At 64.3% G+C, this 23,123-nt stretch carries 25 protein-coding genes; 12 read left to right on the top strand and 13 right to left on the bottom strand.

Features of this window, described 5'->3' with window-relative positions; genetic code table 11:
* Nucleotides 1-108: 108 nt before the first annotated feature.
* Nucleotides 109-519, bottom strand: a complete 411-nt coding sequence (locus AC0L30_RS35610) for a DUF2000 family protein (RefSeq protein WP_007602437.1) — start codon at nt 517-519, stop codon at nt 109-111.
* A gap of 63 nt (nt 520-582) precedes the next feature.
* A complete protein-coding gene (locus AC0L30_RS35615; protein ID WP_473406293.1) occupies nt 583-972 on the bottom strand; it encodes a DUF4189 domain-containing protein in 390 nt (129 codons plus the stop codon).
* Between the two features lie 177 nt (nt 973-1,149).
* Here AC0L30_RS35615 and AC0L30_RS35620 point away from each other — a divergent pair, with 177 nt between their 5' ends.
* On the top strand, nt 1,150-1,641 hold the full coding sequence (locus tag AC0L30_RS35620; protein ID WP_007602433.1) for an avidin/streptavidin family protein: 492 nt from the start codon (nt 1,150-1,152) through the stop codon (nt 1,639-1,641).
* A 51-nt stretch (nt 1,642-1,692) separates the two neighbouring features.
* Here AC0L30_RS35620 and AC0L30_RS35625 read toward each other — a convergent pair whose 3' ends face one another.
* From AC0L30_RS35625 to AC0L30_RS35660, 8 genes are all read right to left on the bottom strand, one after another.
* On the bottom strand, nt 1,693-3,297 hold the full coding sequence (locus AC0L30_RS35625) for a molybdopterin-binding/glycosyltransferase family 2 protein (RefSeq protein WP_354128098.1): 1,605 nt from the start codon (nt 3,295-3,297) through the stop codon (nt 1,693-1,695).
* Nucleotides 3,294-3,995, bottom strand: coding sequence for an XdhC family protein (locus AC0L30_RS35630; protein WP_219684945.1), 702 nt, complete (start codon nt 3,993-3,995; stop codon nt 3,294-3,296). The genes AC0L30_RS35625 and AC0L30_RS35630 overlap by 4 nt, the downstream gene beginning before the upstream one ends.
* Nucleotides 3,996-3,997: 2 nt before the next feature.
* Complete coding sequence (locus tag AC0L30_RS35635) at nt 3,998-4,321, bottom strand: XdhC family protein (protein ID WP_007602422.1); 324 nt, start codon at nt 4,319-4,321, stop codon at nt 3,998-4,000.
* A gap of 9 nt (nt 4,322-4,330) precedes the next feature.
* Complete coding sequence (locus tag AC0L30_RS35640; protein ID WP_007602421.1) at nt 4,331-5,533, bottom strand: vWA domain-containing protein; 1,203 nt, start codon at nt 5,531-5,533, stop codon at nt 4,331-4,333.
* Nucleotides 5,534-5,655: 122 nt separating this feature from the next.
* A complete protein-coding gene (locus tag AC0L30_RS35645; RefSeq protein ID WP_219684944.1) occupies nt 5,656-6,576 on the bottom strand; it encodes an AAA family ATPase in 921 nt (306 codons plus the stop codon).
* A 61-nt stretch (nt 6,577-6,637) separates the two neighbouring features.
* Nucleotides 6,638-7,444: an FAD binding domain-containing protein gene (locus tag AC0L30_RS35650; protein ID WP_007602419.1), complete on the bottom strand. Its 807-nt coding sequence runs from the start codon at nt 7,442-7,444 to the stop codon at nt 6,638-6,640.
* A gap of 33 nt (nt 7,445-7,477) precedes the next feature.
* The gene (locus AC0L30_RS35655) at nt 7,478-7,963 is read right to left on the bottom strand and encodes a (2Fe-2S)-binding protein (protein WP_007602418.1); all 486 of its coding nucleotides are present in this window, start codon (nt 7,961-7,963) and stop codon (nt 7,478-7,480) included.
* A 164-nt stretch (nt 7,964-8,127) separates the two neighbouring features.
* Nucleotides 8,128-8,574 carry an SRPBCC family protein gene (locus tag AC0L30_RS35660; RefSeq protein WP_007602417.1) on the bottom strand — a complete coding sequence of 149 codons (447 nt, stop codon included), beginning with the start codon at nt 8,572-8,574 and terminating at the stop codon, nt 8,128-8,130.
* Nucleotides 8,575-8,753: 179 nt separating this feature from the next.
* Here AC0L30_RS35660 and AC0L30_RS35665 point away from each other — a divergent pair, with 179 nt between their 5' ends.
* The 3 genes from AC0L30_RS35665 to AC0L30_RS35675 all read left to right on the top strand — a co-directional run bounded on the left by AC0L30_RS35665 (nt 8,754) and on the right by AC0L30_RS35675 (nt 11,423).
* On the top strand, nt 8,754-10,109 hold the full coding sequence (locus AC0L30_RS35665; protein WP_007602416.1) for a 3-carboxy-cis,cis-muconate cycloisomerase: 1,356 nt from the start codon (nt 8,754-8,756) through the stop codon (nt 10,107-10,109).
* A gap of 35 nt (nt 10,110-10,144) precedes the next feature.
* Nucleotides 10,145-10,927 (top strand): 3-oxoadipate enol-lactonase, encoded by a 783-nt coding sequence (gene pcaD, locus AC0L30_RS35670; RefSeq protein WP_473406294.1) that lies wholly within the window; start codon nt 10,145-10,147, stop codon nt 10,925-10,927.
* Nucleotides 10,928-11,030: 103 nt separating this feature from the next.
* Entirely contained in the window at nt 11,031-11,423 is a 393-nt protein-coding gene (locus AC0L30_RS35675; protein WP_007602414.1) for a carboxymuconolactone decarboxylase family protein, read from the top strand.
* On the opposite strand, the gene AC0L30_RS35680 is transcribed toward AC0L30_RS35675, so the two are convergent.
* Nucleotides 11,385-11,921 carry a hypothetical protein gene (locus tag AC0L30_RS35680; RefSeq protein WP_007602413.1) on the bottom strand — a complete coding sequence of 179 codons (537 nt, stop codon included), beginning with the start codon at nt 11,919-11,921 and terminating at the stop codon, nt 11,385-11,387. The genes AC0L30_RS35675 and AC0L30_RS35680 overlap by 39 nt on opposite strands.
* A 344-nt stretch (nt 11,922-12,265) precedes the next feature.
* On the opposite strand from AC0L30_RS35680, the gene AC0L30_RS35685 reads away from it, so the two are divergent.
* The 5 genes from AC0L30_RS35685 to AC0L30_RS35705 all read left to right on the top strand — a co-directional run bounded on the left by AC0L30_RS35685 (nt 12,266) and on the right by AC0L30_RS35705 (nt 17,359).
* Entirely contained in the window at nt 12,266-13,183 is a 918-nt protein-coding gene (locus AC0L30_RS35685) for an ABC transporter permease subunit (RefSeq protein ID WP_007602412.1), read from the top strand.
* 11 nt (nt 13,184-13,194) lie between these two features.
* Nucleotides 13,195-14,514: a high-affinity branched-chain amino acid ABC transporter permease LivM gene (gene livM, locus AC0L30_RS35690; protein ID WP_219684958.1), complete on the top strand. Its 1,320-nt coding sequence runs from the start codon at nt 13,195-13,197 to the stop codon at nt 14,512-14,514.
* Nucleotides 14,511-15,344 (top strand): ABC transporter ATP-binding protein, encoded by an 834-nt coding sequence (locus tag AC0L30_RS35695; protein ID WP_007602409.1) that lies wholly within the window; start codon nt 14,511-14,513, stop codon nt 15,342-15,344. The genes livM and AC0L30_RS35695 overlap by 4 nt, the downstream gene beginning before the upstream one ends.
* The gene (locus AC0L30_RS35700) at nt 15,341-16,081 is read left to right on the top strand and encodes an ABC transporter ATP-binding protein (protein ID WP_007602407.1); all 741 of its coding nucleotides are present in this window, start codon (nt 15,341-15,343) and stop codon (nt 16,079-16,081) included. The genes AC0L30_RS35695 and AC0L30_RS35700 overlap by 4 nt, the downstream gene beginning before the upstream one ends.
* A 159-nt stretch (nt 16,082-16,240) precedes the next feature.
* On the top strand, nt 16,241-17,359 hold the full coding sequence (locus tag AC0L30_RS35705; protein ID WP_007602405.1) for a branched-chain amino acid ABC transporter substrate-binding protein: 1,119 nt from the start codon (nt 16,241-16,243) through the stop codon (nt 17,357-17,359).
* Between the two features lie 76 nt (nt 17,360-17,435).
* On the opposite strand, the gene AC0L30_RS35710 is transcribed toward AC0L30_RS35705, so the two are convergent.
* On the bottom strand, nt 17,436-17,828 hold the full coding sequence (locus AC0L30_RS35710; protein WP_473406295.1) for a response regulator: 393 nt from the start codon (nt 17,826-17,828) through the stop codon (nt 17,436-17,438).
* 239 nt (nt 17,829-18,067) lie between these two features.
* Here AC0L30_RS35710 and AC0L30_RS35715 point away from each other — a divergent pair, with 239 nt between their 5' ends.
* From AC0L30_RS35715 to AC0L30_RS35725, 3 genes are read left to right on the top strand one after another with little or no spacing between them, the layout of a single operon-like run.
* Nucleotides 18,068-20,878 carry a PAS domain S-box protein gene (locus AC0L30_RS35715; protein WP_007602391.1) on the top strand — a complete coding sequence of 937 codons (2,811 nt, stop codon included), beginning with the start codon at nt 18,068-18,070 and terminating at the stop codon, nt 20,876-20,878.
* A gap of 58 nt (nt 20,879-20,936) precedes the next feature.
* The gene (locus AC0L30_RS35720) at nt 20,937-21,932 is read left to right on the top strand and encodes a P1 family peptidase (RefSeq protein WP_354128095.1); all 996 of its coding nucleotides are present in this window, start codon (nt 20,937-20,939) and stop codon (nt 21,930-21,932) included.
* Between the two features lie 49 nt (nt 21,933-21,981).
* Nucleotides 21,982-22,194 (top strand): KTSC domain-containing protein, encoded by a 213-nt coding sequence (locus tag AC0L30_RS35725; RefSeq protein ID WP_354128094.1) that lies wholly within the window; start codon nt 21,982-21,984, stop codon nt 22,192-22,194.
* Between the two features lie 12 nt (nt 22,195-22,206).
* Here the strand turns inward: AC0L30_RS35725 and AC0L30_RS35730 are convergent, their stop codons facing one another.
* Nucleotides 22,207-23,001, bottom strand: coding sequence for an EF-hand domain-containing protein (locus AC0L30_RS35730; RefSeq protein ID WP_354128093.1), 795 nt, complete (start codon nt 22,999-23,001; stop codon nt 22,207-22,209).
* Between the last annotated feature and the right edge of the window lie 122 nt (nt 23,002-23,123).

Raw genomic sequence — 23,123 nt, forward strand, 5'->3', positions numbered from 1 at the left:
CCGATATGCCATCCCCAGATCCTCTTCAGATGTCTCTTAGAGAATCGCAGATTCGCGATTTACGCAAAGCCCTCGCAAGCGGGAGAGGTGAAACAACAAGCACCCGCCTCAACTATGAAACCTCAGCCCATCGACGATCTTGTCGATCACCTTGCGCTCGGCGCGCACGGCGAGACCGACGAGGTTGAGATCGGTCCGCGCCACCGCCCTCACCGCTTCGCGGTTGGCAGCATCGTGCGTGGTCTTAAACATGTCCTCGGTATAGACCGCCGGCTTGACGCTGCGCGTCAGCGCCCGATCGAGCGCACGCGTCAATGCGGGACCGTCGGCGCCATAGATCAGGATCGGCTGACCGATCAGCGCGTGATATTTCGTACCCGACGCGTCCTCATAGGGCTCGCCGATGCATTCCGGAAAGGCCGCGGCAATGCCGCTGGTAAGGAAGGCCGCGACGTTGAGCTTCTGCCAGGCCTGAAGATCGGTGCGGATCACGACGGCGATCTTGGTATCGAACTGCATGCAACTCCTCGACTGTCATTCCGGATTCGACGCTACGCACCATCGGAATGACGGCAACAGGAATCAACCCTTCGCGTCGCAGGCCCAGGCGCGGATCACGCATTCCTTGCCGCCGTATTTGTAGCATTCGCGCGTGGCGGCATTGAGCGTGGCCGAGATCTTCGGCTTGACGGCATAGCCATAGGCGCCGCAGGGATTGGAAAGATCGACCGACATCGCGGCGCAGGCGCGCTTCATCGTCACGGTCGTGCAATCGCCCTTGCACTGCTTCTGCGCCGCCGCACGCGCATCGTGCTCGGCGCCATAATCAAAGGCCTGGCCATAGGCGCCGCACTTGCCGACCGCAAATGCTCCGGCGGCGTGCGCATCCGTGATATGGCGAGCGCCCGCGACGTAGACGGACAGCGCAAAGAAAAACATCGCGCAACGGCGCGCGACGACGTTCGAAGCCATGAAAAACCCCTCCCCCCAAGGCAGGCGAAGGCGACTCTAAGCGTCGGTCGTTTCCACTTGGTGAACGCGTGGTTGAAAAGCCGCGCCGGAATAGCGGCATGAATATGCACTTTATAGTTGTGTTTTTCAATCGCGTTATTTAAGGTCGTGAAGCTCAGAGAGCCGGAGGAAGCGACCATGCGCCACATCAATGCAATGCTGTTCGGAATGCTCGCGTCGGCCTGTCTCGTCGGACCCTTGCCCGCATATGCGCAGTCGGTGAACTGGACCTGGACCAACCAGTATGGCTCGACCCTGGCCATCACCAACGTCAACACGACGACAGGTGCCATCACGGGGACCTATACCAACAATGCTGCGAACAGCTGCGACGAAGGCAAGCCGCAAGGCGTGACGGGTTGGCTGGCCTACGGTAGCACTGGCACCGCGATCAGTTTCTCGGTGAACTTCCTTGGCTGCGGATCGACCACCGTGTGGACCGGACAATTGAACAATTCATCGGGATTCCAGGGATTGTGGTATCTGTCCATCGCAGAAGCCGTCGCGTGGAACGGCATCAGCGCGGGCGCCGACACGTTTACGTTCAACACCGGCGACAAGACCCTGTTGACGAAGAGCGGTGTCGAGCTGAAGGCCGGGGTCGAGAAGCTATCGAATACGAAGAAGTAGGCGAGCCGCGGACATCGGCGCTGTGCGCCTTTGCCCACTTCTACGGCAGCGTCAGCCCCGCCGTGCCGCTTCCAATGCCTGCGGCGTGTCGATGTCGAGAAAGGCGCTCTCGCCGTCGACCGGCACTTCGGCGACCGCCTCGGTGTGCTTCGCGATCAGGTGACGCGCGCCGACATCGCCGTCGAGCGTCATCAACTCCTTGAAGAAGCGGCGCGACCACAGCACGGGATTGCCGCGGCGGCCCTCGCTGACGGGCACGACGATGAGATTGCCGCGGTCGGGTGCGAACGCGTCGATGAGACGGTCGATCAGACCGGCATCGATCAGCGGCATGTCGCCGAGGCAGACCACAGCGCCGTCGCAAGCTTCGGGAACGGCCGCGATGCCCGCCTTGACCGAGCTTGCGATGCCGCCGGCGAAATCCGGATTCTTGACGATACGCACCTTCAGACCTTGCAAGGCTTGCTCGATCAGCTCGGTCTGATGGCCGGTGACGACGATGACCTCCGATGCTTTCGAGGCCAGCGCCTGCTCGGTCGCAATCCGCACCAGCTTCTTGCCGTCGAGCTCGGCCAGTAGCTTGTTCGGCCCACCCATCCGGGTCGAACGGCCCGCTGCGAGCACGATGACCGCGACGTGGTTGTTGCCCTCGATCTCCGGTTTTGCGCGCGGCTGCGGGCGCGTGACGATCTCCATGAGGAGGCCACCGACGCCCATGCCCATCAGCTCGGACCGCGTCACCTTGATGCCGGCCAGCAGCCGCATCAGTACCCAATCGAACCCGTTCTCGACCGGCGAGCGCGCGCAGCCGGGCGCGCCCAGCACCGGCACGGTGCCGGCCCGGGCAATCAGCAGCAGATTGCCGGGATCGACCGGCATGCCGAAATGCTCGATCTCGCCGCCGATTTCGGTCACGGCCGCAGGGATCACGTCGCGGCGGTCGGCGATCGCAGATGCCCCGAACACGATCACGAGCTCGGCGCCAAGTCCCAGTAATTCCTTGATCGCAGCCGAAAGCGCCTGCTCCTCATGCGGGACCCGCCGCTCGGCGATGATGCCGGCGCCGGCCGGCGCCAGCCGCTCGGCGGTGACGCGCAACGTCTTGTCGATCACCTTGGAGGACAGGCCGGGCAGCAGCGTCGAGACCACGCCGACACGCTTGATGACGTAAGGCGCGATCTTCAGAACGTCGCGACCCGCGGCCTTTACCGCGGCATCACGCAAGTTTCCTTCGACGCCGAACGGGATGATCTTGACGGTGCCGACCATCTCGCCCTCGACCACCGGCTTGAAGGCCGAGAGCGTGGCAAAGGTAATGGCCTCGTCGATATTGTTGATGCGATCCACCGCGGCGCGATCGATCACCAGCACGCCCGGGCGCGCGGCGAACAGATTGGCGCGACCGGTGAAGGCCCGCTCGACATGAATGCCATCACCACCGACGGCGAGCGCGATGCTGGCAGCCGCGATGTCCTCGGAGACATCGCCCTCCTCCATCCGCACCACCACGATTTCCTGGATGCCGGCGCGCTCCAGCGCCTCGACCTCGGTGGGCCCGATCGTCGTGCCCTTCTTCAGCACCAGCGGTCCCTGGCGCAGGGTGTGGACGGTCACCCCGCCGATCGCATCCCTGGGGCTCGCTGGGCCGAACTTCATGCGGCTTCTTCTTTTTCCTTGGGCGGCAGCCGAAGCACCGCCGTGATCTCGGCCATGATCGACACCGCGATCTCGGACGGCGAGACCGCGCCGATCGCAAGCCCGATCGGCGCGTGGATGCGCGCGATGTCGCTCTCCTTGGCGCCCTGCGCCCGCAGCCGGTCGCCGCGCTTGGCGTGCGTCTTTCGCGAGCCGAGTGCGCCGATATAGAAGCAGTTGCGCTCGAAGGCGTGCAGCAACGCGGGGTCGTCGATCTTGGGATCGTGCGTCACCGCGACGAATGCCGTGTAGGCATCCACATTGAGCGGCGGCAGCGCCGTGTCGGGCCATTCCGCGACCAGTGGAACGTCGGGGAAGCGCTCGGGGCTCGCAAAGGCCGTGCGCGGATCGACCACGGTGACGTCGTAGCCGAGCGAGCGCGCCAGCGGTGCCAGGGCCTGGCTGATATGGACGGCGCCGACGATGACGAGCTTCGCGGTCGGGGCATAGACGTTGAGGAAGAGCTTCTTGCCGCCGGCTTCGACGCTGGCGCTTTTGCCCATGCGAAGCTGCTTGTCGAGTTCGGCGCGCAGGGGATCCTTACTGAAGTCCTCGGCCTTCACCAGGCGCTGCTCGCCGCTTTCGGTGTCGGTCACCAGGATCACCGGGCGGCGGGCGGCGCGCTCGGCATTGAGTTCGTGCAGGATTGCGAGCTTCACGGCTAGCCGACTTTCTCGACGAAGACGCGGATGGTGCCGCCGCAGGACAGCCCGACATTCCAGGCAGTCTCGTCGGCAACGCCAAACTCCAGCATCCTGGGCTTGCCGCTCTGGATCACATCCATGGCCTCGGTGACCACGGCGCCCTCGACGCAGCCGCCGGAGACGGACCCCAGGAACGTGCCCTCGTCATTGATGACGAGGCTCGAGCCCGCCGGACGCGGTGCCGAGCCCCAGGTCTCCACCACGGTGGCGAGCGCGACGCCACGACCGGCCTTCTGCCAGTCCTCCGCCGCCTTCAGAATATCCTCGTCGCGATCGAGCATGGCTACCTCTCAGGCTGCGGAGCGGATCAGGCTGCGGTGATGCGGCGGCAGCGGCCCGGAGAGTGTGATGATCAGCTCCTGGATCGAGCTCAAATTATGTACCGGACGGAATTCGTCAACGTGCGGGAGCATCATTTTGATGCCCTGCGCCTTGGCCTCGAAGCCGCCGAACCGCAGCAGCGGGTTGAGCCAGATCAGCCGCCGGCAGGAGCGGTGCAGCCGGTCCATCTCGAAGGCCAGCTTGGAATCGGCCTCCCGCTCGAGCCCGTCGGAGATCAGCAGCACGATGGCGCCCTGGCTCAGCACGCGCCGGGCCCACAATTTGTTGAAATTGTGCAGGGACGCCGAGATCCGGGTGCCGCCGGCCCAGTCCTCGACGGAGGCCGAGCAGCTCGCCAGCGCCTCGTCGGGGTCGCGCTGGCGCAGCGCCCGGGTCACGTTGGTGAGGCGAGTGCCGAACAGGAACACCGAGACACGTTTTCGCGCGTCCCCTATGGCATGCAGGAAATGCAGGAACAGTCGGGTGTACTCGCTCATCGAGCCCGAGATGTCGAGCAGCGCCACGATCGGCGCCGGTTTCTCGATCCGCCCGAGGCGATGGATGTCGATGATGTCGCCGCCAGTGCGCAACGAGGCACGCAGCGTGCGGCGGAGATCGAGGCGCAGGCCGCGGGGATCGGGCCGGTGCCGACGCGTCAGAAGCTCGGCCTGCGGCAACCGCATCCGCTCGACGGCGCGGAGCGCTTCGGTGATCTCGGCCGCGCTCATCTGCGCAAAATCCTTTTTCTGAAGGATTTCCTTGTCCGAAACCGACAGGCGCAAATCCTGCTCCTGGTGCTGTGGCGTCTCCGTCATGCGCGGCTGCGACATCGCTTCCTGCACACGGCGCGAGCCTGCCTGGGGCTTCTTCTTGGCCTGCTCCGGCAACGGCACCGAATCCAGCATGTGCTTCCACTCTTCCGAGGCGCGGAAGAATAGGTTGAAGGCCTGCTTGAAAATCAGCGCATGCTCGTGGCGCTTGACGAAGATCGCCTCAAGCGTGGTGAAGACGTCGGCGCGGTTGCCGATGTCGATCACCTCAAGCGCGCTCATGGCATCGATGACCGCACCCGGCCCGACCGGCATGCCGGCCGAACGCAGCGCGCGGGCGAAGCCCACGATGTTGTCGGCGAACTGCTCGGTCTGCTCAGGCGCCAGGTGATTGATGGCCATAGTCTGCTGTCTCTGCCGTCATTCCGGGGCACGCGAAGCGTGAACCCGGAATCCATTTATCCATAATCCCCGCCGCACAATGGATTCCGGGCTCGCAACTTCGTCGCACCCGGAATGACAAGTTAGTCGCTCGTCGCTTCCTTCAGCACCTTCTGCAAGGTGTCGCCCTGCATCCGCGTGATGTCGTCCTGGTATTTGAGCAGCGCGCCCAGCGTGTCGCCGACCACTTGCGGGGTCAGCGAGCGGGCGTCGAGCTCCGACAGTGCGGTGGCCCAGTCGATGGTCTCGGCGACGCCCGGCGATTTGTAGAAATCCTGATTGCGTAGTGCCTGGACGAAGCGCACGACCTGCTGCGACAATTTTGCGGAGATGCCCGGCACGCGCGACTTGACGATCGCGAGCTCGCGATCGGCGTCGGGATAATCGACCCAGTGATAGAGACAGCGCCGCTTCAGCGCGTCGTGGATCTCGCGGGTGCGGTTGGAGGTGATGATGACAATCGGCGGGCTCGGCGCCTTCACGGTGCCGAATTCGGGAATCGTCACCTGGAAGTCGCTGAGGATTTCGAGCAGATACGCCTCGAACGCCTCGTCGGCGCGGTCGAGCTCGTCGATCAGAAGGACCGGCGGCCCGGCGACGTCAGGCTCAAGCGCCTGGAGCAGCGGTCGCTTGATCATGTAGCGATCGGCGAAGATGTCGGACGACAATTGATCGCGATCGGTGTCGCCGGCGGCCTCGGCCATCCGGATCGCGATCATCTGCGCGGCGCTATTCCACTCGTAGACCGCCGAGGAGACGTCGAGGCCTTCGTAACACTGCAGGCGGATCAGCTTCCGCCCCAGTGCCGCCGACAGCACTTTTGCGATCTCGGTCTTGCCGACGCCGGCCTCGCCTTCCAGAAACAGCGGCCGACCCATGCGCAGCGACAGATAGGTCACCGTGGCCAGCGATCGCTCGGCGAGATAGCCGCGCGACGTCAGGAGTTCGAGCATCGAATCGACCGATGCCGGCAAGGCACCGGACGTGTTGGCCACTGAGGTCATGAAAAAGCCAGTCTCGCTACGCCCTCACCGGGACAAGTTTGGGCCGAGGCGTGAGGATCACTCACTCCTTGGCGTTGGCGGCGTCGAGGGCACGCCGCGTCAGCACGCCGATGAGGTGCGCGCGGTATTCGGCGCTGCCATGGATGTCGCTGTTGAGGCCGTCCGCCGGCACCTCGATGCCGTCAAGCGCTTTCGCGGCGAAGCGCTTTTTCAGGGCTTCCTCGAACGCGGTGACACGGAACACGCCTTCGGAGCCGGCGCCGGTGACCGCGACGCGCACGTCGGAGGGACGCCGCGCCACGAACACGCCGACCAGCGCGTAACGCGAGGCCTGGTTGCGGAACTTGATATAGGCCGCCTTCTTCGGCAGCGGGAACATCACCTTGGTGATGATCTCGTCGGCTTCGAGCGCCGTCGTGAACAGGCCTTGGAAATACTCCTCTGCCTTGAGGCGGCGCTTGTTGGTGACGATGGTGGCGCCCAGCGCCAACACGGCAGCCGGATAGTCGGCAGTCGGATCGTTGTTGGCGAGCGAGCCGCCGATCGTGCCCTTGTGGCGCACGGCGGGATCGCCGATCTGGCCGGCAAGGTTCGCGAGCGCCGGGATCGCCTCGCCGACGATAGCCGAGGTTGCGACCTCGGCATGCCTGGCGGTGGCACCGATCACGAGCGCGCGGCCCTTCATCTCGATCGTGTTGAGCCCATCGATATGGGAGAGGTCGACCAGATGCGGCGGGCTGGCGAGGCGCTGCTTCATGACGGGAATCAGCGTGTGGCCGCCGGCGATCACCTTGGCGTCTTCGTTCTTCACCAGGAGGTTGGCGGCCTGCCGAACTGTCCCGGGGCGATGGTATTTGAAGTCGTACATCTGAATGTCCTGATCGCAGAGTGCGCGCGCGGTTTACGCGAGATCGGATTTCGCCATCGCCTTGGCGCCGGCGGAGATCGAGGTGACGATGTTCTGGTAGCCGGTGCAGCGGCAGAGATTGCCTTCCAGCTCCTCGCGGATGGTGTGGTCGTCGAGCTCGTTGCCCTTGCGATGGACGATGTCGATCGCGGTCATGATCATGCCGGGCGTGCAGAAGCCGCACTGCAGTCCATGGTGTTCGCGGAAGGCCTCCTGCATCGGATGCAGCGGCGCGCCGTCGGCGGCCAACCCCTCGATCGTCTTGACCTCGTGGCCATCGGCCATCACGGCGAGCGTGGTGCAGGACTTCACGGCCTTGCCGTCCAGATGCACGACGCAGGCGCCGCACTGCGAGGTGTCGCAGCCGACATGGGTGCCGGTGAGCCGCAGATTCTCGCGCAGGAACTGCACCAGCAGGGTGCGGGGATCGACGTTGGCCGTGACAGGATTGCCGTTCACGATGAGGGAGATTTTTGCCATAAGCACTCTCTATCAGCGCCCCGACGGGTCCCGTCGAAGCGGTTCTTATAATTATTCCGACCCATCATATGGGCCAATATGCCCCGGGGCAACATCACCGGGAATGCAAGGCGCCATGACAAAACGCGATATGCCGGAAGGCGCAATGCTTGAGGCATCGGCCCTCAGCCCTGTACCGCCTTGGCGAAGTTCGCGAAAAATTCGTCGGCCAGTTTCTTGGCGGCGCCGTTGATCAGGCGCTGGCCGAGCTGCGCCAACTTGCCGCCGATCTGCGCCTCGACCTCGTAGGACAAAAGCGTACCGCCGTCCTTCTCCGCAAGCTTGACCACGGCGCCTCCCTTGGCGAACCCAGCCACCCCGCCCTCGCCTTCGCCGGAGATCTTGTAGCCGTTCGGCGGATCGAGATCGGACAGCGTGACCTTGCCCTTGAAGCGCGCCGACACCGGGCCGACCTTCATTTTCGCCGTCGCACGAAAGCCGCCATCCTCGGTCTTCTCCAGCTCCTCGCAGCCGGGGATGCAGGCCTTTAGCACCTCGGCATCGTTGAGCTTGGCCCACACGGCCTCGCGCGGCGCCGCAAGCTGGACTTCGCCGTTCATCGTCATGGCCATTGGGTGCCTCCCGGGATGGATCGCGCAACTAAACTATAAGGCAGCTCAAGTACCGCACGGAGGCGGCAAAAGAAAGGGTGGCCTCGGTCACGTGCAATGCATATTCGCAACTGCAAAAAGCTTGCGCCGCCGGTTTGGGATTGGCACAGGCGGGCCATGGTGGTTAGGTCCCGCACAATATGAGCACATCCCTCTCCCCCCTGCTCGCGCCGATGCTGTCGAGCGTGGCCATGCGTACGGTCTGCGACGACCGGTCGACCCTCCAGAACATGCTCGATTTCGAGGCAGCACTGGCCCGAGCCGAGGCGGCTACGGGTGTGATTCCCACGTCCGCGGTGGGCCCGATCGAAACCGCGTGCAAGGCCGATGTCTTTGACATGGCCGCGCTGGCCGAGGCCGCCACTCGATCCGGCAATCTCGCGATCCCCCTGGTCAAGATTCTGACCGCCAATGTCGGCAGGGCCGACGCAGAGGCCGCCCGCTACGTGCATTGGGGCGCGACCAGCCAGGACGTCATCGACACCGCGACCATGCTCACGCTTCGCGCCGGCATCGATGCATTGGACGCCGATCTCAGCCGCGCCATCAAGGGCTTTGCCGCACTGGCGCGGGCCCACCGCAACACGGCAATGGTGGCGCGAACCTGGCTCCAGCACGCCCTGCCGATGCCGTTCGGCCTGAAGGCCGCCGAATATGCCGCAAGCCTCGCCCGCGCCCGCTGCCGCCTCAGGCGGCTCTCCCGCGAGGGCCTCGCACTGCAATTCGGCGGTGCGGCCGGCACGCTTGCAGCCCTTGGCGACAAGGGGCTTGTCGTTTCCGAACGGCTAGCGCAAGAGCTGAACCTGCCGCTGCCCGAAGCCCCCTGGCACACCCACCGCGACCGCATCGCGGAAGTCGCATCAGCCTTTGCGATTCTCGCCGGCAGCTGCGGCAAGATTGCGCGCGACGTCTCGCTGCTGATGCAGACCGACGTTGCCGAGGCGTTCGAGCCGGCAGGGGAAGGCCGCGGCGGCTCCTCGACCATGCCGCACAAGCGCAACCCGGTCGCGGCCGCAAGTGCGCTCGGCTGCGCAACCATGGCGCCGCAGCTCGCCGCGACGATTTTCGCGGCCCAGGTGCAGGACCATGAGCGCAGCGCTGGCCCGTGGCACGCGGAATGGCCGACGCTGCCGCAATTGATGCTGGTCACCTCCGGTGCCCTCGCAGCCATAGTCGACATCGCGGAAGGACTCGATGTCGATGCAGCGCGCATGCGCAGCAATCTCGATGCGACCCACGGCCTGATCATGGCGGAAGCGGTCACCTTCGCCCTGGCCGAGACGATCGGCAAGAGCGATGCGCATCATCTCGTCGAAGCCGCGAGCAAGCGCGCGGTCGTCGAGAAGAAGCATCTGCGCGAGGTGCTCGCAGCCGATTCGCAGGTCACTGCGCATCTTTCGCCGGAAAAAATTGCGGCGTTGTTCGAGCCGATGGCCTATCAAGGCGCTTCCCAAGCCCTGATCGACCGTCTGCTCGACAGCCTCGAACGCGAATAAAACAGTCCTGAGCGCAAATAAACGGAGACGCCCGCATGCCCATGATCGATGCCGACGGTTGCCTGATCAACGTCTCCGTCGAGGGCCGCGACGGCGGGCCGACGCTGATGCTGTCAAACTCGCTCGGCTGCATGCTGCAGATGTGGGAGCCGCAGATGAAGGCACTGACGCAGATATTCCGCGTCATCCGCTACGACCGCCGCGGCCACGGCAAGTCCAACGTTCCGCCTGGCCCCTATACGATGGAGCGCTTCGGCCGCGACGTGCTGGCCATCCTCGACGACCTCAATATCGAGAAAGTGCACTGGTGCGGCCTGTCGATGGGCGGCATGGTCGGGCAATGGCTGGGCGCGAACGCGCCGGAGCGCTTCGGCAAGCTCATCCTCGCCAACACCTCCTGCTACTATGCCGAGCCAACCAAATGGCTCGAGCGCATCGACGCCGTGAAGAAGGGCGGCATCGCTTCCGTCGCCGATGCCGTTATCGCCGGCTGGCTCACCCAGGATTTCCGCGAGCGCGCGCCCGACATCACCGCCAGGATGAAGGCGATGCTGCTGGCCTCGCCGGTCGAAGGCTATCTCGCCTGCTGCGAGGCGCTGTCGACGCTCGACCAGCGCGCGCTGCTGCCGAAGATCAAGAGCCCGACACTGGTGATCGCCGGCCGCCACGACATGGCGACGCCGATTTCGGCGGGTGAATTGATCCGCTCAAGCATTCCCGGCGCGAGCATGACCATCATCGACGCCGCCCACATTTCCAATGTCGAGCAGCCGCACGCGTTCACCGACGCGGTGGTGGGCTTTTTGACGCAACGTTAGTCACAACCGTGATTGCGAGCGCAGCGAAGCAATCCAGAAATCCCTCCGCGGTGACAGACTGGATTGCTTCGCTACCTCGCAATGACGGAGAGGAGGATAGAGAATGGACGACCAGAAACGCCGCGATGCCGGCATGAACGTGCGCCGAAAAGTGCTGGGCAATGCCTGGGTCGACAAGTCGATCGCGGGTCGCAATGCATTCAACACCGATTTCCAGGACATGATCACCCGCTACGCCTGGGGCGAGACCTGGACGCGGCCGCATTTCGACGAGCGCACGCGGCGGGTGCTGGTGATCGGCACCATGGTTGCGCTTGGCCAATGGGACGAATTCCGCCTGCATGTGCGCGCGGCCCTCGCCGAGGGCGGCTTCACGCCCGACGACATCAAGGAAATCCTGCTGCAGCAGGCGATCTATTGCGGCGTGCCGGCGGCGAACCACGCCGTCAAGGAAGCCTCAGCGATTGTGCAGGAGCTCGGCCTGCTCAAGACCTAGCGGCGGAGTGGCCTCTACGGTCTTCTGAACGATCTTGGGCGCCGCCTCGGGCCGTTCGATCACCACCACGATGGCGGCACCGAGCAAGAGCAGGAGCTCGGTGGCGTGCAGCCGCAGCGCGGCCATCTCGCCGACCTTCGAAGCCATGATCATGCTCGCAAACGAGATCAGGCTGCCGATCGCAAGCGCAATGCCGAGCGCTTCGTCGCTACCCCCGTTCTTGCGGATGCGGGGAATGCAGAGCAGCGCAAGGTAGATCGCAAAGAACGCCACCACCGTCAGTCGCCCCAGTGCCAGCAGCCAGGCGGCGCGCACCGTGTCCATCCCCGCCATCTGGAGATGGTCGCTGAGGAAAAGCGCCACTGCGACGCTCGGCCGCTCATAGAGGCCGTGCACCGGCGCCACCATGATGTTGAAGGCGACGAGGGTCCAGGCCGGGATGAAATAGGCCGCCAGAAGTGCGCCGTTGACCGAACCGATCCGCCAGTTTCCGAACATGCCGCTTCCCGCTTCGTTTGGTCCGCGCCTTCGATGGAAGGCTTTGCCGGGAGCTAACTCGCATCAGACTGTGGTGGCAATTTAAACCCTTTGTTTACCTTAACTGGCACCCACAGGCTTGCAATTGGGGCACCGGGGGAACCGGTTCCGCCCATTGCGGGGGGAACCAGAGCGCCAAATGATCTCTGTAAAAGCCTTGATGCAGAGGCGGGGCCGGTTGCAGCCGCCAGTTCCCTCCTGTTACAAAACGAGAATGCTTAAGGGCTGCCGGGGCCCGAGAAGAAACCAGCACTCTCTCTCGAAGAGCTCCCTTTGAGCCGCGTCAGATTTGGGTACGGCAGCCTATGGATTATTTCGCCCAGCAGCTCATCAACGGCCTCGTGCTCGGCTCGATCTACGGGCTGATCGCGATCGGCTACACGATGGTCTACGGCATCGTCGGCATGATCAACTTCGCCCATGGCGATGTCTTCATGATCGGCGGCTTCATCGCGCTGATCACCTTCCTGCTCCTGGTCTCGACCGGCCTGACTGCGGTCCCGGTGATCCTCTTGATCGTGATTCTGGTCTCGATGGCGGTCACCGCCCTGTATGGCTGGACCATCGAGCGCATCGCCTACCGTCCGCTGCGCCACTCCTTCCGCCTCGCGCCGATGCTGTCGGCGATCGGCATGTCGTTCGTGCTGACCAACTATTCGCAGGTGGCGCAAGGCGCGCGGGTAAAGCCAGTGCCGCCAGTGATCACCGGCGGCTATACGCTGCACGAGAGCGCCGATGGCTTCGTCATCCAGCTCTCCAACATCCAGATCGTGGTGGTCATCACCACCATCGTGCTGCTGGCGATCTTCACCTGGCTGGTGTCGCGCACCCGGCTCGGGCGCGACATGCGCGCCTGCGAGCAGGACCAGACCATGGCGGCGCTGCTCGGCGTCAACGTCGACCGAACCATCTCCATGACTTTCGTGATCGGCGCTGCGCTCGCCGCAGTGGCCGGCCTGATGTACCTGCTCTATTACGGCTTGGTCGATTTCTTCATGGGCTTCGTCGCCGGCATCAAGGCGTTCACCGCGGCCGTACTCGGCGGCATCGGCTCGCTGCCCGGCGCCATGCTCGGGGGGCTGGCGATCGGGCTGATCGAGACGTTCTGGTCGGCCTATTTCTCGGTCGAATACAAGGACGTCGCCGCGTTCTCGATCCTGATCGTCGTGCTGATCTTCATGCCGACCGGCCTGCTCGGCCGCCCCGAAGTCGAAAAAGTCTGACGGTCGCGCGCGTGAAAACTCCCTCGATCAATACGGCCAAAACTGCATCGGGCATCCCCGCTCTCCTGAAGACCGCCTGCGTCAACGCGCTGATCGCGCTGGTGCTGTTCTCGCTGATGGTCGGCGTCCGCACCGAAGCTGGTTCCGACGGCCAGCTCACCTATTGGACGCGCTTCGGCGATGTAGCCTCCCTCGTTGCCGCGGTATTCGGCGGTTCGATCGTGCTCGAGCTGCTCAAGCAATGGATCGGTCCAACGGGCGCCGAGAAGCTGGTGCCGCCGGCGGTGCAGAGCGGAATGTCGTTCCTCGGCCGCTATCTCGCACCGGCGCTCCTGATCTTCACGCTGCTGGTGCCCGTGATCTTCTATGACCAGCGCTACATCCTCGATCTCGCCATCCTCGTGCTCACCTATGTGATGCTTGGCTGGGGGCTGAACGTCGTGGTCGGGCTGGCCGGCCTGCTCGATCTCGGCTACGTCGCCTTCTATGCGGTCGGCGCCTATTCTTACGCGCTGCTCGCGACCAATTTCGGCTGGTCATTCTGGATCTGCCTGCCTCTAGCGGGCGTCCTCGCCGCATTCTGGGGCGTGCTGCTCGGCTTCCCCGTGCTGCGCCTGCGCGGCGACTATCTCGCCATCGTGACGCTCGCCTTCGGCGAGATCATCCGCCTCGTCATCATCAATTGGCAGGATCTGACAGGCGGGCCCAACGGCGTCTCCAGCATTCCCCGCCCCTCCTTCTTCGGTATCCCCCTCGACAACAGCGACAACGGGCTCGCCGCCAGGCTCGGCATCGAATATTCGCCGACCCACCGCATCGTCTTCCTGTTCTACCTGATCCTGGCGCTCGCGCTGCTCACCAACTGGGTGACGATCCGGCTGCGCCGCCTGCCGATCGGCCGCGCCTGGGAAGCCCTGCGCGAGGACGAGGTCGCCTGCCGTGCGCTCGGCATCAACACCACGACCACCAAGCTCACGGCATTCGCGACCGGTGCGATGTTCGGCGGCTTTGCCGGCGCGTTCTTCGCGACCCGCCAGGGCTTCATCAGCCCCGAATCCTTCACCTTCCAGGAATCGGCGCTGGTGCTCGCCATCGTCGTGCTCGGCGGCATGGGCTCGCAGCTTGGCGTGGCGCTCTCCGCACTCGCCATGATCGGCGGTTTCGAGCTGTTCCGCAGCCTCGAGAGCTACCGCATGCTGGTGTTCGGCATGGCCATGGTGCTGATCATGATCTGGCGGCCGCGCGGCCTGATCGGCCATCGCGCACCGACCGTGTACCTGACCAAGGCCCACGCGATCTCATCCGACCTCGTCAAGGAGGGGCACGGATGAGCCGCGACCAGATTCTCGAGGTCGACCGGCTCACCATGCGCTTCGGCGGCATCGTCGCAGTCCAGGACCTGTCGTTTGCTGCAGAGCGGAACAAGATCACCGCGCTGATCGGACCCAACGGTGCCGGTAAGACGACGGTCTTCAACTGCATCACCGGGTTCTACAAGCCGAGCGGCGGCGCCATCCGCCTCAGCCATGACGACGGCAAGGTGATCGCGCTGGAACGGCTGAACGATTTCCGCATCGCCAAGCAGGCCAAGGTCGCCCGCACCTTCCAGAATATCCGCCTGTTTCCCGGCATGACCGCGCTGGAAAACCTGATGGTGGCGCAGCACAACGCGCTGATGCGCGCCTCCGGCTTCACCTTGCTCGGGCTCATTGGCGCGCCCGTCTACCGCGGCGCCGAGAAACGCGCGATCGATCTCGCCACCGACTGGCTCAAGCGGGTCAATTTGCTCGATCGCGCCGACGATGCCGCCGGTAATTTTGCCTATGGCGACCAGCGACGGCTCGAGATCGCACGCGCGATGTGCACCGAACCCGCGCTCTTGTGCCTGGACGAACCCGCCGCCGGGCTCAATGCGCGCGAGAGTGCCGCCCTGAGCGAACTGCTGCTGTCGATCCGCAACGAGCTCGGCACCTCGATCCTGCTGATCGAGCACGACATGTCTGTGGTGATGGAGATCTCCGACCACATCGTGGTGATGGACCACGGTGTGAAGATCTCTGAAGGCTCCCCGCGCGAGGTTCGCGACGATCCAAAGGTGATCGCCGCTTATCTCGGCACCGATGAGGAAGAGGCGGTGGCCGTGATGGAGAGCGGGTCGTGACATCGCCCACTGCCCTGCTCGCGGTCCACGGCCTTCGCGCCTCCTACGGCAAGATCGAGGCGCTGAAAGGCGTCGACCTCGATATCAATGCCGGCGAGATCGTGGCGCTGATCGGCGCCAATGGTGCCGGCAAATCGACACTAATGATGACGATCTTCGGCAAGCCGCGCGCCCGCGCCGGCCAGATCCTGTACGAAGGCCGTGACATCACCGAAGTGCCCACCCACGAGATCGCGCATTTGCGCATCGCGCAATCGCCGGAAGGCCGCCGCATCTTCCCGCGCATGAGCGTGGCGGAAAATCTCCAGATGGGGGCGGACGCCACCGAATGCACCGACGCGGAACGCGAGACGACGCTACAACGCGTGTTCACGCTGTTTCCGCGGCTGAAGGAACGCTACGGCCAGCGTGGCGGAACCCTGTCCGGCGGCGAGCAGCAGATGCTGGCCATCGGCCGCGCCTTGATGAGCCGTCCTCGCCTGCTCCTGCTCGACGAGCCCTCGCTCGGTCTGGCGCCGCTGATCGCGCGCCAGATTTTCGATGCGATCCGCACCCTGAACCGGCAGGATGGCCTGACCGTGCTGATCGTCGAGCAGAACGCCAACCATGCGCTCAAGCTCGCCCATCGCGGCTATGTCATGGTCAATGGCCTGATCACGCTGGCCGGGACCGGCGCCGAGTTGTTGCAGCGCCCCGAGATTCGCGCCGCCTACCTGGAAGGCGGCCGGCACGGTTGAGGCCGCCCAAGGCGAACCCGTGCTGCCGAATGTGGCGAGATATCTCTGCCCATGCCCGTATTTTGCCGGTGACTTCTCCTCGAATTCATTCAAGAATGGCGCCGGTTTGAACCGGGTATGCCCGGTAACTTCCACAGGCGACCACCCTCGAGGTATCTCATGAAATCACTGAAGCTCATCGGTCTGGCATTCGGCGCATCGATCGCGCTGTCGAGCGCAGCATTCGCGCAGGATGTCACCGTCGCAGTCGCAGGTCCGATGACCGGCGGCGAGTCCGCTTTCGGCCGCCAGATGAAGAACGGCGCCGAGATGGCCGTAGCCGACATCAACGCCGCCGGCGGTCTCAATGGCAAGAAGCTCGCGCTGTCCGTCGAGGACGACGCCTGCGATCCGAAGCAGGCGCGCTCGATCGCCGAGAAGATCGCCGGCGCGAAGATCCCCTTCGTGGCCGGGCATTATTGCTCGTCGTCGTCGATCCCGGCGTCGGAAGCCTATGCCGACGGCAACGTGCTCCAGATTACTCCCGCCTCCACCAATCCGAAGTTCACCGATAGCGGACTGTGGAACGTGGCGCGCGTCTGCGGCCGCGACGACCAGCAGGGCCTGGTCGCCGCCCAGTACATCGCCAAGAACTACAAGGGCAAGAACATCGCCATCCTCAACGACAAGACCACCTACGGCAAGGGTCTTGCGGACGAGACCAAGAAGGCGCTCAACAAGGCGGGCGTCACCGAGAAGATGTACGAGTCCTACAATAAGGGCGACAAGGACTTCAACGCGATCGTCTCGCGACTGAAGCGCGACAACATCGATCTCGTCTATGTCGGGGGCTACCATCAGGAGAGCGGCCTGATCTTGCGCCAGATGCGCGACCAGGGCCTCAAGACCGTGCTGATGGCCGGCGACGCGCTCGCTGACAAGGAATACGCCTCCATCACCGGCCCGGCCGGCGAAGGCACGCTGTTCACCTTCGGCCCCGATCCGCGCAACAAGCCGACCGCGAAGAAGATCGTCGAGGCCTTCAAGGCCAAGAACATCGATCCCGAGGGCTACACGCTCTACACCTACGCGGCGATGCAGGTCTGGTCGCAGGCGGCCAAGAAGGCCGGCACCACAGATGCCAAGAAGGTCATGGCGGCCATCAAGGCCGGCAAGTGGGACACCGTGATCGGGCCGATCGAGTATGACGCCAAGGGCGACATCAAGCAGCTCGACTACGTCGTCTACAAATGGGACGCCAAGGGCGGCTACGCCGCGATCAGCGGCAACGGCACCTAAGCACGGTTGCCGGGGCCTGAAGGCCTCATCAAATCATCATCGCGCCCCGGCTTGCCCCGGGGCGTTTCTTCCTGCGTCAGGAACAGACGGCTGCGGGCAGCGCGCCGTCCGCCGCGACTTGGGCCTTCCTTAGCGCTTGAAGAAGATCGTTCGGCCGAAACGGCTTTTGCAGGCAGACCACGTTGGCAAGGTGAGGCGATTGTTCCATGAAATCCAGCGCCGTCATCCCCGACACGGCAACGACCGGGAGGGTCGATGCAAGCTCGCGCAGGGTCGCGATGACCTCGACGCCGCTGGTATCGCCGAGGAAAATGTCCACGATTGCCGCATCGAAGCGGGCGTCGGTGAAGGCTTTTACCCCGGCTGCGCCGCTATCGGCCTCAACGACGTCGTAACGGTTGACGCGCAGCACGATCGCGACCATCGCCCGGACGTCCTTCTGGTCGTCGATGATGAGAACGCGGGGCATAGGAACAACTCCCGGATCGTGAAATCAAAATGCCTGATTCAAACCTGGAACCCGTAGCAGCGGGAGAGCATTATAGCACCGTCCAGTAAAGCGCATCTTACCCGATCCCCCGTGCGCGTTCCCCCTAAAATTAAGTAAGCTGTAACCTTCGGTTGAGTCGCGGTGGGTTTTGTCATGATGCGTGCCCAGAACTAGCTACCATGGACAGAAACTGATTAAGCCAAATGAGATTGGCAAAAATGCTCAAGACCGATCTGCGAGAGCTGCACGTGTCCGCGCCGACCGATCGGAACACATTCCTTTCGACGCTGCCGGCGACCCCGAAAGACCGCACCGCAGCATTGACGATCGTGGGCGTCTCCTCGATCCTGTTCGCAATGGCCGTGCCCTTCGCAGGTATCCCGCTGCTGCCTGTGCCAGCCTTCGTCGCGAGCTATCAATCCGCTCTCGTCGTCGCGGACATCGTGACGGCGGTCCTGCTGTTGTCGCAGTTTGCGGTGCTCAGGACCCGCGCGCTGCTCGTGCTCGCGGCCGGCTATCTGTTCACCGCCGCCGCCGCCGTGGTCCACGCCCTCACCTTCCCCGGACTCTTTTCGCCGACCGGGTTGCTGGGGGCCAACCAGCAGACCACGGTCTGGCTCTACATGATCTGGCACGGCGGCTTCCCACTCTGTGTGCTGGCCTATGCCTGGCTGAAGGAGGCCGAGGGCGGCGCCAGGATCGCGGGCTCGGCAAGCAAGGCGATCTACGCCAGCGTGGTCGGCGTCGTCGCGGTCATGATCGTCTTGACCTGGGCCGTCATTGCCCAGCACGACCTGCTTCCGGTCCTGCTGCGCGATGGCCGTTACACGCAGATCATGATCGGCGTGGTGTCCTTTGTCTGGTCCTTGAGTTTCGCCGCGCTGGTCTCGCTGTGGTTCCGCCGTCCGCATTCGGTCATCGATGTCTGGCTCATGGTGGTGATGTGCGCATGGCTGTTCGACATCGCGCTGTCGGCGATCGTCAACGTCGCGCGCTTCGATCTCGGCTTCTACGCCGGTCGTGTCTACGGCCTTTGCGCGGCGACCTTCGTGCTTGCGGTGCTCCTGATCGAAAATGTCCGCCTCCAGGCGCACACGCTGGGCCTCGTCGGCAGGCTGCGCCAGCAGTCGGCATTGGATCGCGATTACTACGGCAAGCGCCTTGCCCTGTACGGCGCCGTCGTCGAATCCGCCAATGATGCCATCATCACGAAGACGCTCGACGGTGTCATCACGGGCTGGAACAAGGCCGCCGAACATCTGTTCGGCTATGCCGCCGCGGAGGCCATCGGGCAGCCCATCGACATCATCGTGCCGGAGGACCGCAAGGCCGAGGTCAGGGGTATCCTGAACCGGGTCGGCGGCAACGAAACGATCGCCCAGCACGAGACGGTCCGCATCCGCAAGGACGGCCGGCGCGTCGATGTCGTCCTCAATGTTTCTCCGCTCAAAACAGCCAGCGGAGAGATCATCGGCGCCTCCAAGATCGCCCACGACATCACGGAAGAGAAGCAGGCACGAGAAAAACTGCGCCGCGAGGTCGAGGAGCGGGAGCGGATCTTCGAGACCTCACAGGACCTGATCCTGGTCACCGACGGTTTTGGCAATTTCATCCAGGTCAGCCCGAGCGTGAAGACCATTCTCGGCTTGAATCCGGAAGACATGATCGGGCACAGCGCCACCGAGTTCATTCATCCCGATGACCTCCAGAAGACGCGCGACGAGATGCGCGCGGCGCGGCGTGGCGCGGTCAAGCGCAGCTTCGAGGCACGCTACTACCATTACGACGGTCACGAGGTCACGCTGAACTGGATGGGCACCTGGTCCGAGCCGGTCAAGCGCCATTTCTTCATCGGCCGCGACCTCACCGAGAAGCAGGCAGCCGAGGCGCAGTTCAGGCACGTCCAGAAGATGGATTCCATCGGTCAACTGACCGGCGGTGTCGCGCACGACTTCAACAATGTGCTGACCGTCATCACCGGCACCATCGGAATTTTGGCGGACGCGGTCGCTGACCGTCCCGAGCTCGCCGCCATCACCAAGCTGATCGACGACGCCGCCGAGCGCGGCGCGCAACTGACCAAGCATCTGCTCGCCTTCGCCCGCAAGCAGCCGCTCCAGCCGCGCGAAATCGACGTCAACGCATTGACGCTCGAGGCCGCAAAGCTCCTGCATCCCACGCTTGGCGAGCAGATCACCATCATGCCGCAGCTCACCGAAGATGCGTGGCCGGCACTTATCGACCCGGGTCAGCTTTCCACCGCGATCCTCAATCTCGCGCTGAACGCGCGCGATGCCATGCCCGACGGCGGCACGCTGGTGCTGGAGACCCGCAACATCTTCCTCGACGACGGCTATGCCAGCATGAATCCCGACGTGGTGGCCGGCAATTACGTCATGATCGCCGTCAGCGATACCGGCTCCGGAATCCCGCCGGAGTTGATGGACCGGGTGTTCGATCCCTTCTTCACCACGAAGGAGGTCGGCAAGGGCACCGGCCTCGGGCTCAGCATGGTGTTCGGCTTCGTCAAGCAGTCCGGCGGACACATCAAGATCTACAGCGAGGAAGGCCACGGCACGAGCGTGAAGATCTACCTGCCGCGCTCGAGCGGCGTGCAGGAGACCGAATTCGAGGCGCTCCAGAACGCACCCGTCACCGGCGGCCGCGAAAAGATCCTGATCGTCGAGGACGACGCGCTGGTACGGCAATATGTCGTGACTCAGATCAAGAGCCTCGGCTATACCGCCCTCGAAGCCGCCAACGCGGCCGAGGCCCTCGTCATCATCGACGCCGACAAGAACATCGACCTGCTGTTCACGGACGTCATCATGCCCGGCAACATGAACGGCCGCCAGCTCGCCGACGAGGCGGCTCGCCGCCGCCCCGACCTGAAGACGCTGTTCACCTCGGGCTACACCGAGAACGCTATCGTCCATCACGGGCGGCTCGATTCCGGCGTGCTGCTGCTGGCGAAGCCCTACCGCAAGTCCGAACTCGCCAAGATGCTGCGGACCGCGCTCGCGGGTTGAGCCTGCGGCATCCCTGCGATATCGCTGAAGCGAGCGCCTTTCAGCCTTCGGAGCCGCCTTGAAAAACCTTCTCACCGATATCGCCGGCGTCCGCGTCGGCCATGCCGAGGATGCGAAAATCGCCACTGGCACGACCGCAATCATCTTCGACGCCCCCGCGGTTGCGGCCATCGATGTTCGCGGCGGCGGACCCGGCACGCGCGAAGACGCGTTGCTCGACCTCGCCAGCACCGTCGATCGCGTTGACGCGATTGCGCTGTCCGGCGGCTCCGCCTTTGGAATCGACGCCGGCGGCGGCATCCAGGCCTGGCTCGCCGAACAAGGCCGCGGCCTTCGGATTCGCGAAGCGGTGATTCCGATCGTGCCGGGCGCGATCGTTTTCGACCTGCTCAACGGTGGCGACAAGGCCTGGGGACGCTTCGCGCCCTATCGCGATCTCGGCTACGCCGCAGCGTTGGCCGCCGGCGACGATTTCGCGCTGGGCAGCGTCGGCGCCGGCCTCGGTGCCACCACCGCGACCTTCAAGGGTGGACTAGGCTCGGCCTCCGCGGTCCTGGCCAATGGCATCAAGGTCGCCGCGATCGTGGTCGTCAACGCGGTCGGCAGCGCAACCATTGGCGAAGGGCCTTGGTTCTGGGCTGCGCCGTTCGAGGAGAACGGCGAGTTCGGCGGGCGCGGCCTGCCGTCCGCGTTCACGCCGGACATGCTGGCGATGCGCATCAAGGGCGGACCCGCCGCGAGCGCGCGTGAGAACACCACGATCGGCCTCGTCGTCACCGATGCCACGCTGACCAAGGCCCAAGCCAAGCGGCTTGCGATGATCGCGCATACCGGCTTCGCCCGTGCGATCTATCCGGTGCACGCCCCGACCGACGGCGACGTGCTGTTCGCCGCCGCAACGGGCGAGAAGCCGATCGAGCCGCTGGTCGGCCTTACTGAGCTCGGCACGGTCGCCGCCAACGTGGTCGCACGCGCGATCGCCCGCGGCATCTACAACGCAACGGCCCTGCCGTTCGCCGGCGCGATGCCGGCCTGGAAGGATCGGTTCGGATAGAAACGAAACGGCTGACACGGCGTTACCTTGGCGCACAAGGTGCACAGCCATGCCGTCTTCCGTGATCCGCTTTTTCCGCTATGCCCCCGATAGGCGTGAGCTGACCGTGACTTTCGTCAGCGGACGCCTCTATGTCTACGCGGACGTTCCGCCCGAGGTCGCCGCCGCGTTCAAGGATGTGCGTTCGAAGGGTACGTTCTTCAATCAAGAGATCCGCGATCGGTATGTCTACCGTGACATCACTCACGAATATGCGGGCTAGCCGTGAGCAGGGTTACACGCTCATCGACATCGATGAACCTGCAGTCGCTGAGGCGCCTTGTCCCTGCCCGCCCTGCCGCTGCATCAACTGCGCGAACAGATCGTACGCCGAATTACGAGAGCTGGAGGCGCCCGGGACCGTCGTCGACATCTTGAAGCCGTCGGCGTAGGTGACGGTGGTGGTGGTCGATCCGTCGGCGCCGGTCGTCGAGGTCGAGGTCGAGCCGCCCTTGGCCTGCGAGGAGGAATCCGAGCCGCTGCCGGACGCATCGCCCGCACCTTGCGCGTGATGGTGGCCGCGATGGCCGCTCTTCAGCGCCTTCGACATCTCATCGAGGCTGACGCTGCCGTCCGTGTTCGAATCCAGCTTCGAGAAAACGTCGTCGGCCTGCGCGAGGTTGGTGCCGCCGGCACCGAGCGCATTCTCGAATTCCGATTTGGTGATCTTGCCGTCGCCGTCCCCATCGATCTGCGAGAACAGATCCTTCAGGGCGGCGTCGCGGCGCGTCGAGGACGAGGACGTCGAACTCGACGAGGTCGAGCTGGCGGCGCTGCCGGTGCTGTCCGAGGATTGGCTCTGCGCGGCGAACAGCGCGTTCATCGTCTCCGGCGAGATCTGCGGGGTTTTGCCCGCATTGACCGATGAGGTCGCGCCGGTCGTGCTGTTGCTGCCGCTGTCGATCGCGAACGGATTGGTCGCAGGCTTTTGCGAGGACCCCGTCTTCTGCGTCGACGTGGACGATTTCGAATTTGTCAGCGACTGGATCGCGTCGAGCGCGCTCGATACGGCCCCAAGAGCGAACAACATTGCACAACTCCAACCGATGCGGCATGCCGCGGCCAATGTTCTGTTCAGGTGAAGTCAGCAAGCGCCGTGCCAGCGCAAAAAGCTCAATGAAATCCGCTTTCACCGCACTTTGCACGGCCGGG

Source organism: Bradyrhizobium sp. MI1.11, assembly GCF_055811255.1.